Genomic DNA, 10329 nt, shown 5'->3' with positions numbered 1-10329 from the left:
TTTGCTTATTGTAATAATTGTTTTAAAGTTACTTGGTACTGTTCAGCTTTAGACTTAGCTTTTGCAATACTTGACTGGTTAACTCCAACATAGGCTTTAATTACTGGCTCAGTTCCAGAAGGACGCAGGGCAAGCCAAGTTTCATCAGCTAAGTAATACTTTAATACGTTAGCTGGTGGTAGTTCGCTTAGTGATTTTACTTCATTATTAACTATTTCTTTTTGCTGTAAAAAATCTTGCGTTTTGACAACTTTACTTCCATTAATTTGTGTTAGTTGCTCACTACGCAATTGACTCATTAACTTGTTCATTTGGCTTTGCCCATCAATTCCAGGCATCTCAATTGCAGTAGTAATTTCATAAGAAGTGCCGTATTTTTTCCATATTTCGTTTAAGCCGTCAAATACGGTCATTCCTCGACTAGCATAATATGCAGCAACTTCAGCAAACATCAATGCCCCTTGCATCGCATCCTTATCACGAGCAAATGGCTTAAATAAATAACCATAGCTTTCTTCAAAGCCCATTAAAAATTTGCCATCCTTTTCTCTTGCCAGCCGATCAATTTCTTCACCAATAAACTTAAAGCCAGTTAAAACAGACTTAGTTCTTATCCCGAAATCTTGAGCAATTTTAAGTGGCATGCTACTTGAAACTATTGAAGTGATTAACTCATAATCATTAGAAAGGCGCTGACTTTCTTTTAAATTAGTCAACAAATAATAAATCATTAATGTTGCTATCTGATTACCGGTTAAAACCTCAAAATTACCAGTCTTTGTTCTGACACAAGCCCCCATCCGATCAGCATCTGGATCAGTTGCAATAATCAAATCCGCATTTTTTTCATTAGCTAATTTAATTCCTACATCAAATACATCCCGGTACTCGGGATTGGGTTTCTTAGTAGTTGGAAATTCGGGGTCAATAATCGATTGGCTCGGAACTGGTATTACATTAGTAAATCCCCCTTGCCTAAACGCACGGTCATATAATATTTTACCAGTTCCGTGTAACGGCGTATAAATAATTGTTAGTCTGCTAGCATTTTTGGCAATCATATTTGAATTAACACAAACCGTTTGTAATCTGGCTAAATATTGCTCGTCAATATCTTCACCAATTAATTTAAGTAAGCCGGCAGAGCGTAATTCGGCTACACTAGCTGCCTCAACTTGAAAAATATCTTCTACATTTTGGGCATAAGTAAATACTCGATTTGCGTCAGCAGGTCCCATCTGCGCGCCATCAGCCCCATAAACTTTATAGCCATTATACTCTTTGGCATTATGCGAAGCCGTGATATTGATTCCTGCAAAGGCCTTTAAGTGACGAACAGCGTAAGATAATTCTGGTGTGGGCCGAATATCATCAAATAAATAAACTTGAATACCATGAAATCCTAAAATTCTAGCCGCATGTTCAGCAAACTCACGCGAATGATAGCGTGAATCAAAAGAAATCACTACCCCCGCTTTTTTTTCTTTACAACCTTTTTCAACAATTAAACGAGCTAGTCCCTCAGTGATTCGACCAATTGTAAATAAATTAATCCGATTAGTTCCAGGTTCAAGTTTGCCGCGCATCCCAGCTGTACCAAAATTTATATCTTGACCAAAGGCATCATCAATCCACTGTTCATTTTGACCAAGTAAATTTAATTGTGCTTGCAAATAATCAGGCATATTTTGCGCTTTTTGCCATATTTTAAAAGTTTCTTTTGCACTCATTACTGCACTAAACCTCTTTTTCTATAATAAATTCGTTTTCATAACCCCTATTCTAGCATTTATTAACTAAAAAAAAGAATTCAACCCACAAGCTGAATTCTTTTTTAAGTTTTTTAATCATTTAAAGCTTGTAAATAATTATAAGCTTCTTGTCCAGCAATGCTACCGTCACCAACAGCATTAGCAATTTGCCGTAAATCTTTTGCCCGGACATCTCCTACAGCAAAGATACCGGCCACTTTAGTTTTCATATGTTCGTCAGTAGGAATCCAGCCCTGCTCGTTAACAATACCGATGTCTTTTAAAGGAGCAGTTTGCGGAATCACACCAACATAAATAAAGACCCCACGAGTAGTTAATTTCTTAGTAATACCCGTTTCCTTATCTTTATATGTAACACTAGTAACGCGATTGCCATCCCCATCTATTGATTCAGTTTCTGCATTCCAAATGAAATTCATCTTTTCATTGGCAAAAGCCCTTTTTTGTAAAGTTGGCTGTGCCCGTAATTGATCGCGGCGATGGATAACTGTAACCGACTTAGCATTTTGAGCTAAGTAAATGCCCTCTTCAATAGCCGAATCGCCACCACCAATTACAGCAATATCCTCGTTTTTAAAAAAAGCAGCATCACAAACAGCACAGTAGGAAACACCTTTACCAGCGTATTCATCTTCACCAGGAATATTCAAGTGCCGGTGATCTGCCCCAGTTGCAATAATTAAAGCAGGTGCACGATATTCACCGGTATCAGTTGTTACAACTTTGTAGTTACCTTCAAGACTAACCTGTTGTACATCACCATATTCAAATTTTGCACCAAATTTCATAATGGAATTATACATTTTTTCGCCTAATTCCGAACCTTTAATTTCGCTAAATCCAGGATAATTATCAATTGCATCAGTGTTATTCATTTGACCGCCATAAAGCCCGCGATCAAGAAGCAAAACTGACAAATTAGCTCGCGAGGCATATAAAGCTGCGGTTAAGCCACCTGGCCCAGCCCCTATAATAATTACATCATAATTTTGAGTCATTTTTTCACCTTAGCCACTTTCTTTTAGTAAGTAAATACTACTCCTAAATAACTCTAAAGTCTAATTTCCTGTTTTGGCTTTCTATCCATCATTTTAGTAATTTCAGTAGCAACACTACTTTTTTCATATAAAACACGATAAACAGCTTCACTAATTGGCATGTCAATTGCTTTTTCCTGACATATTTCATGAATTGCCTTAACAGTTGTTGCGCCTTCTATCACCTGACCCATATTTTCAACAATATAAGCAAAACTCTTCCCTTCACCCAATTGCTTGCCACAACGCCAGTTACGAGAATTGACTGATGTACAAGTTACGATTAAATCGCCAATTCCCGCTAAACCACTAAAAGTCATTGGCTGTGCTTGGTAGCAGTTTACACCTAAACGCGTAATCTCAGCTAATCCTCGCGTCATTAGTGCTGCTTTTGCATTATCACCATAACCTTTACCAGCTAAAATGCCTGCAGCAATTGCAATCACATTTTTAACCGCACCAGCCACTTCAACACCAATTAAATCACTATTGGTATACAAGCGTAAATAGTCATTAGTAAAAATAGTTTGCACTCTTTGTGCATTTTCCTTACTGATTGAAGCACATGTAATGGCAGTAAGATCTTTTTGCGCTACACTTTCAGCATGGCTCGGCCCAGAAATAGCAACTATTTTCTCTGGATTTTCCGGATATATTTCTTCTGTTAAAATTTCTGAAATTAATTTTTTAGAACCGGGTTCAATTCCTTTAGTAGCAGTAACTATCAATGGCTGAAGATTACTTTGGTTTAAAACAAGCTTAACTTCTTTTGCAACACTGCGAATTGCTTGTGTAGGTAAAACAAATAAGATAATTGCGGCATTATTTAAAGCCTGATTTAAATTAGCTGTTGCCCAAACCGTTTCATTCACTTGCCAATCCTTCATGTAATGTGTATTAGTATGCTCAGTGTTAATTTCTTGATTAACTTGAGCATTATTACCATAAAGTATAACCTCATTACCTTTATCAGCAAGTAAAGATCCTAAAACCGTTCCCCATGAACCTGCTCCTAAAACTGCAATTTTTGTCATTTAACTTCCAAACTTTCTTTAATAACTATCTCAATATTTAATCCCTTGTATACGGGTATTTTAATTCACTACCATCTAAGTACCACTTAGGTTTAACCACTACTCGACGATAGATAAATAACAAGAAAACCACGATAAACAAAACTAGACTTAGCAGTTGCGATACCCTGATTGTATTTGCAATATATAAACTATCTGTGCGCAAACCTTCAACAAAAAATCTTACCACAGCATACCAAGCCAAATATAGCATAAAAACTTCCCCCTGCTTGAAAATATGTCTGCGATGGCGCAAAAGTAAAATTAAAATTAAGCCAATAAGATTTAGTACAGATTCATATAAAAACGTCGGCTGATAATAAGTGCCAGCTATTTTCATTTGATTAATGATAAATAGTGGTAAATGTAAACTCTGCAAAAACTGGAGTGAAGTCGCTGCGCCATGGGCTTCTTGATTAAAAAAGTTCCCCCAACGGCCTAAAATTTGGGCTGCCATTACTCCAGGAACGATTATATCTAGCATCAAAAACGGTGGCAATAATTTCTTATAACAAAATACCAATAAAACAATTAATCCGGCTATCAATCCACCATATATAGCAATACCCCCATTCCAAATTGCAATAATTTGATCTGGATGTTGCGCATAATAGTCCCATTCAAATGCAACGTAATATATCCTCGCACCTAGATAGCCAATCGGTACTGCCCATAAAAGTAAATCTACAAAATCATCGCTTATAATATGTCTTTTTTGGCCTTCAATAATTGCCATTACTACTGCTAAAATAATTGCAGTTGCCATAATGACGCCATACCATTTAACACTAATATCACCCAAGTTAAACGCAACTGGATTAATTGTTAAAGTCATTTTATTTTCCTTTATTTAATTATTTAATTTTCTCGTGAATTCTGGGCAATTAAAGTAGTTAAATTATCATCAAAAGCAGAAGTTGCGTTGTAACCCATTTTTTTAGCTCTAAAATTCATTGCTGCCACTTCAATAATATCTTCCATATTGCGACCGACTTTAACTGGAATTGTAATTTGCGGTACTTCTACATTACAAATATCACGTTTACTCTCTTCAAAGCCAAGACGGTCATAGTTAGCCTTATTATCCCAATTAACTAATTTAATTACTAATTGAATATTAGCCCGATTTTTGACAGCTCCTACGCCAAATAAATCCATTACATTAATAATACCGATGCCGCGAATTTCCATCAAATGCCTTAAAATTTGCGGTGGTTCACCCATCACAGTTTCAACATCTTTTTGATAGACATCAACACGATCGTCAGCAATTAACCGGTGTCCGCGCCTAATAAGTCCTAAAGCCGTTTCTGATTTCCCTACACCAGAATCACCGGTTAACAAAATACCTAATCCCTTGACCTCAATAAACACTCCGTGAATTGTATCGCGAACAGCAAGGCGCTCTCGTAGATACTCCGTCAAAATACTAGCTACATAAGTAGTTGATTCTGGCGAAGAAAGAATCGGGATTTGCGCCTTATCAGCAGCTTCTTTTAATTCATGTGGCACTGGCAACGAACGTGAAACAAAAAAACATGGTGTTTCTGGTGTACACAGTTTGGTAAAAACCCGCACTAGACTTTCATGATCTAGTCGAGCAGCATAAGAAATTTCTGTACGACCTAAAAGTTGAATTCTTTGTTGCGGATAAAAATCAAAATAGCCAGTTAATTCTAAGCCTGGTCGATATATATCAGAAACAACAATTTCTTTCTCACTAATATATTGCGCTCCCTGAACAACGTGCACTATCCGATTATCACGAATTAGATTTTTTAATTTAATGGCATTTCCCATTCTTATACCTCTAGACTTTACTTATCAACATCCTTAGTTTCGGCGTCACGCACTTTTTTACGCTTATGTTTGGGGGTATTTTCGTTAGACCAACCCGTACTCCAAGTTTTTTTCTGATTAGCAGAGCTATCATCTTTGTCTTTAGTGAAATAATTGATTAGCCAAATAATTAAAGCAATAACTATAATTGCCGGTAAAAGCATAAAGATAATATGAAACATAGCAAAAATAATGAATAAGGCAATTAACACTAACAATAAAATACTGACAATTCCCAAAAAACTCATTTTTACACCTATTATTTAACCTATTCCGGATTCTCTTGACTAAGCTGCCATTGTAAATATGCATAAACAAATGGCTGCAATTTTCCATCCATTACACCGCTAGTATCAGCAGTTTCATAACCTGTGCGCAAATCTTTAACTAAATTATAAGGATGAAAGACATAGGACCTAATTTGCGAACCCCAGCCATTCTCCATTTGCTCACCTTTAAGCTCTTGTTTATGCTGGCGTTTTTTTTCTTCTTCTAAATGAAAAAGCTTTGCGCGTAACTCATTCATTGCAGTTTCGCGATTTTGTAATTGCGAACGCTGTGCTTGCGAAGTGGTAACAAAACCTGTTGGCAAATGAGTAATTCGCACTGCACTCGATGTCTTATTAATATGCTGGCCGCCTGCGCCACTTGAACGATAAACATCAATTCGTAAATCTTTGGGATTAATATCAATTTTAATACTATCATCAATTTCGGGAATAATTTCAACCGCAGCAAAAGAAGTATGTCTTCTTTTAGCCGAGTCAAACGGTGAAATTCTTACTAAGCGATGAACTCCATTTTCTGATTTCAATAACCCATAAGCATTTTTACCGCTAATTCTTACGTTAACACTCTTAAGCCCAGCTTCTTCACCTGCTTCATAATTATTAATTTCAAAGTTAAAACCATTCATTTCACAATAACGCTGATACATTCGCAATAGCATCTGTCCCCAATCCATTGCCTCTGTACCGCCTGCACCAGGATGAATTTCTAACAGGGCATTATGGCTGTCATATTTACCTGCCAAAAGCAAATCCATCTCATAGTTATGGAATGCACTTTGCAGCTTTTCTAAATCAGCTTCAACTTCTATTTGTAAATCTTGATCTGGCTCTTCATTTAATAATTCAATGGCGGTCAATTCATTTTGATAATTTTCCTGCAAACTTAAAAAAGAATCACGCTTTTCCTTTAATAAGTTTGTTTCGGCAATTAATTTTTGGGCGCGCTCTTGCTTATCCCAAAATGAGGGCTCTTGCATTTTACTCTCATTAATCGCAATACTTTCAGCAATTGCATCAAGGTCAAAGAGACCCCCTAAAGTGGTTTAACCGCTTTTGCAAGTTAGCCAACTCACTTTGAATTTCACTAATTTCCATCATAAGTGTTTCTCCATCATAAATTTATAGTAAAAAAGAGAAAGCTGTAACTTTCTCTTCAATCTTAACTTTTACCGACTAAGATTTTGTCTGATTTCAGCCTTCATAAATAAGCGAGTTACATCAAATTCAATATTTGAAATCATTTCTTCAAACATACTGTAACCAGAATCTTGATATTCAACAAGTGGATTAAGTTGACCATAACCACGCAAGCTAATCGACTGCCGCAATTGATCCATTGCATCAATATGATCTGTCCAGCGGTCATCAACCACTCGCAAAATAACAACTTTTTCAAATTCGAGCATCTCAGATGGGTCAGCCAATGCTTGCGACTTTTCATTATAATTAGCTTCTACAGCATCATATAATTTTTGCTTTAATTCAGGAACTGTAATCGTCTTGAAGTTGATTTTATCTACTTCATCTTCTCTTAACAAACTTGAACTAATGAAGTCCCGCAATGAATCAAGCCGCCATTTACTACGATCTCCTTGAGTAAACATATCAACTTGACTATCAATTGTACGCTTAATCATCGGTATTAAAACAAAGTTAAGTGAATTATCTTCATCAATAACTCGCATTCTTTCACCATAAATAATTTCACGTTGAATTCGCATAACATCATCATACTGTAATGTTTGTTTACGGGTATCATAGTTATTACCTTCTACTCGTTTTTGAGCAGATTCAACTTGGCGCGTGATTAAACGACTTTCAATCACTTTTTCATCATCATTGTCAGATAGTCGATCCAAAAAGTCCTTAACCCGATCACCACCAAAGCGTTTCATTAAATCATCTTCAAGTGAAAGGTAAAAACGGGTAACACCTGGATCCCCTTGCCGACCAGCACGCCCACGAAGTTGATTATCGATTCGCCGTGATTCATGCCGCTCAGTACCAATCACTGCTAGTCCACCGAGCTCTTTTACTCCAGGTCCAAGTTTAATGTCAGTCCCACGACCAGCCATATTAGTAGCAATAGTTACAGCACCGCGTTGACCTGCATTCATGATAATTTGGGCTTCTTTAGCATGATTCTTAGCATTCAAAACAGCATGTGGAATACCTGCTTCTTTTAGTAGCTGACTCAACCGCTCTGAACTTTCAACAGCAACTGTACCAACTAACACGGGTTGACCTTTTGCATGACGTTCTTTAATTTCTTCCACTACTGCAGCTAGTTTTGAAGTTAAAGTTGGGTATAGGATATCAGACTTGTCTTGACGAATTTTAGGTCGGTTAGTTGGAATCGTAATCGCCTGCATATTGTATATTTCACGAAATTCTTCTTCCTCTGTTTTAGCGGTACCAGTCATACCAGATAGTTTCTTATACATTCTAAAGAAGTTCTGGTAAGTAATTGTCGCCTGCGTCTTTGATTCTTCTTGAATTTTAACGTTTTCTTTTGCTTCAATTGCTTGGTGCAGACCATCAGAATAGCGCCGGCCACTCATAACCCGACCAGTGAAAGAATCAACAATTAAAACTTCCCCATCTTGAACAACATAATCAATATCTTTAAGCATGATGTAATTAGCGCGTAAAGCTTGGTCCAAATGGTGAACTAATTTTTGATTTTCTACATCATACAAGTTCTTCAAGCCAAAGTGATCACAAGCCTTCTGAATACCAGTTCTAGTTAAAGAAATCGTCTTAGTAGGCCAATCAATCTTGTAATCGCCATGATCTTCATCGTCATCCGCATCATCGCCACTAGTATCTTCTTTCAAAGTCTTAACAAAACGATCAGCCCGAATATAATCACCATTAGCCTGTTCTGCTTCACCTGAAATAATTAGTGGCGTCCTTGCCTCATCAATTAGGATGGAATCGACCTCATCAATAATGGCATAGTTAAGTTCTCGCTGCACCATTTGTTCCTTATAGACAACCATGTTATCCCGCAAATAGTCAAAGCCTAATTCAGCATTAGTTGAATAAGTAACATCACAGTTATATGCTTCTCTTTTTTCGTCAGGTGACATTGAATTAAGATTCAAGCCAACAGTCAAACCTAACCACTTATAAAGCTGACCCATTTCTTCTTGATCACGGCTCGAAAGATATTCATTAACTGTGACAACATGAACACCTTTACTTGTTAAAGCATTCAAATATACAGGCATTGTGGCAGTTAAAGTCTTACCTTCACCGGTCATCATTTCCGCAATATTACCAAAGTGTAATGCAATTCCACCCAAAATTTGGACATGAAATGGGAATAGTCCCAGTACCCTTTTGGCTCCTTCACGCGCTACTGCAAAAGCTTCGGGTAAAAGATCATCTAAGCTTTCACCTTTAGCTAGCCGTTCACGAAATTCTGGAGTTTTTGCTTTTAGTTGATCATCAGTAAGTTGATCATATTTGTCAGCATAACTTTCAACTTGATTTGCTATTTTTTCAAATCTTTTTAGTTCTCTTTTATCGTTATTGTATAGTTTCTTTAAAACGTTTACCATTTAATCGATCCTTATATGTACTTAAGTATAAAAACACATGCTAATTTTAACATGATTAGCGCTAAATGAAAAATTAACCAAATAAAAACCTCACATTAAATGTGGGGTCCTCATTCAAATACACTATTTTATTTAGTTTCAATTAAACCATATTGCCCATCATTCCTGCGATAAACAATACTGGTTCCATTTGTTTCAGCGTCTTGAAAGACAAAGAAATCATGTTCTAGCATATTCATTTGTAAAATAGCTTCTTCAGGATTCATTGGCTTTAAACCAATCTGCTTATTACGCACAATGGTAAACCCACTATCAGTATCCTGAATTTCTTCATTTACATCTTCATCTACCACTTGTTCAACGAAGAAATTATCCACACCCTTTTCGCGCCCCTTACGGTTTACACGTGTTTTGTATTTTCTAATCTGTCTTTCCAGTTTTTCAGAGACAAAGTCGATGCTACGATACATGTCATCAGTTGTCTTTTCTGCTCTCAATACTAAGTATGGCAGTGGAATAGTAATTTCAACTTTGGCAGTCCGATCACGATACACCTTTAAGTTTACATGAGCAACCATCTCTTGAGTCATATCAAAATATTTTTCTAATTTTTTTAAGCGCTTCTCAACGTAACTACGCAAAGCATCGGTTACCTCAATATTTTCACCACGAACATTATACTTTAACATATGAGATTCTCCTTTCAACTGCTTATGCAGTCTTACGATACTTACATTATAACAAAAATTGAA

Annotated in this window: 9 protein-coding genes; all 9 read right to left on the bottom strand. The window is 36.5% G+C overall.

Annotated elements, in window-relative coordinates; genetic code table 11:
- Nucleotides 1-5: 5 nt before the first annotated feature.
- Nucleotides 6-1730 (bottom strand): phospho-sugar mutase, encoded by a 1725-nt coding sequence (locus F5ESL0237_RS02430; RefSeq protein WP_122024536.1) that lies wholly within the window; start codon nucleotides 1728-1730, stop codon nucleotides 6-8.
- Nucleotides 1731-1843: 113 nt separating this feature from the next.
- A complete protein-coding gene (gene trxB / locus F5ESL0237_RS02425) occupies nucleotides 1844-2770 on the bottom strand; it encodes a thioredoxin-disulfide reductase (RefSeq protein ID WP_122024535.1) in 927 nt (308 codons plus the stop codon).
- Between the two features lie 53 nt (nucleotides 2771-2823).
- Nucleotides 2824-3843, bottom strand: coding sequence for an NAD(P)H-dependent glycerol-3-phosphate dehydrogenase (locus tag F5ESL0237_RS02420; RefSeq protein WP_122024534.1), 1020 nt, complete (start codon nucleotides 3841-3843; stop codon nucleotides 2824-2826).
- Between the two features lie 37 nt (nucleotides 3844-3880).
- The gene (lgt, locus tag F5ESL0237_RS02415) at nucleotides 3881-4717 is read right to left on the bottom strand and encodes a prolipoprotein diacylglyceryl transferase (RefSeq protein ID WP_122024533.1); all 837 of its coding nucleotides are present in this window, start codon (nucleotides 4715-4717) and stop codon (nucleotides 3881-3883) included.
- 23 nt (nucleotides 4718-4740) lie between these two features.
- Nucleotides 4741-5682: an HPr(Ser) kinase/phosphatase gene (hprK, locus tag F5ESL0237_RS02410; protein ID WP_122024532.1), complete on the bottom strand. Its 942-nt coding sequence runs from the start codon at nucleotides 5680-5682 to the stop codon at nucleotides 4741-4743.
- Nucleotides 5683-5699: 17 nt separating this feature from the next.
- On the bottom strand, nucleotides 5700-5969 hold the full coding sequence (locus F5ESL0237_RS02405) for a hypothetical protein (RefSeq protein ID WP_122024531.1): 270 nt from the start codon (nucleotides 5967-5969) through the stop codon (nucleotides 5700-5702).
- Between the two features lie 20 nt (nucleotides 5970-5989).
- Nucleotides 5990-7106 (bottom strand): peptide chain release factor 2 gene (gene prfB, locus F5ESL0237_RS02400; RefSeq protein ID WP_199688759.1). Its coding sequence is split into 2 segments (ribosomal slippage): nucleotides 5990-7033 and nucleotides 7035-7106, totalling 1116 coding nucleotides; the frame shifts between segments, so codons are not numbered across the junction.
- Nucleotides 7107-7177: 71 nt separating this feature from the next.
- Nucleotides 7178-9577: a preprotein translocase subunit SecA gene (gene secA / locus F5ESL0237_RS02395; protein ID WP_122021471.1), complete on the bottom strand. Its 2400-nt coding sequence runs from the start codon at nucleotides 9575-9577 to the stop codon at nucleotides 7178-7180.
- A 128-nt stretch (nucleotides 9578-9705) separates the two neighbouring features.
- Nucleotides 9706-10266, bottom strand: coding sequence for a ribosome hibernation-promoting factor, HPF/YfiA family (hpf, locus tag F5ESL0237_RS02390; protein WP_122021470.1), 561 nt, complete (start codon nucleotides 10264-10266; stop codon nucleotides 9706-9708).
- Between the last annotated feature and the right edge of the window lie 63 nt (nucleotides 10267-10329).

The organism is Lactobacillus sp. ESL0237 (assembly GCF_003692985.1).
GTDB classification, from domain to species: Bacteria; Bacillota; Bacilli; order Lactobacillales; family Lactobacillaceae; genus Lactobacillus; species Lactobacillus bombicola.
The sequence above is the reverse complement of the archived record's forward strand: the minus strand, read 5'-3'. Positions and strand labels throughout refer to the sequence as shown.

Coding starts and splice junctions, on each gene's coding strand:
- F5ESL0237_RS02430 (WP_122024536.1), bottom strand. CDS start 1,730: ATGAGTGCAAAAGAAACTTTTAAAATATGGCAAAAAGCGCAAAATATG.
- trxB (WP_122024535.1), bottom strand. CDS start 2,770: ATGACTCAAAATTATGATGTAATTATTATAGGGGCTGGGCCAGGTGGC.
- F5ESL0237_RS02420 (WP_122024534.1), bottom strand. CDS start 3,843: ATGACAAAAATTGCAGTTTTAGGAGCAGGTTCATGGGGAACGGTTTTA.
- lgt (WP_122024533.1), bottom strand. CDS start 4,717: ATGACTTTAACAATTAATCCAGTTGCGTTTAACTTGGGTGATATTAGT.
- hprK (WP_122024532.1), bottom strand. CDS start 5,682: ATGGGAAATGCCATTAAATTAAAAAATCTAATTCGTGATAATCGGATA.
- F5ESL0237_RS02405 (WP_122024531.1), bottom strand. CDS start 5,969: ATGAGTTTTTTGGGAATTGTCAGTATTTTATTGTTAGTGTTAATTGCC.
- secA (WP_122021471.1), bottom strand. CDS start 9,577: ATGGTAAACGTTTTAAAGAAACTATACAATAACGATAAAAGAGAACTA.
- hpf (WP_122021470.1), bottom strand. CDS start 10,266: ATGTTAAAGTATAATGTTCGTGGTGAAAATATTGAGGTAACCGATGCT.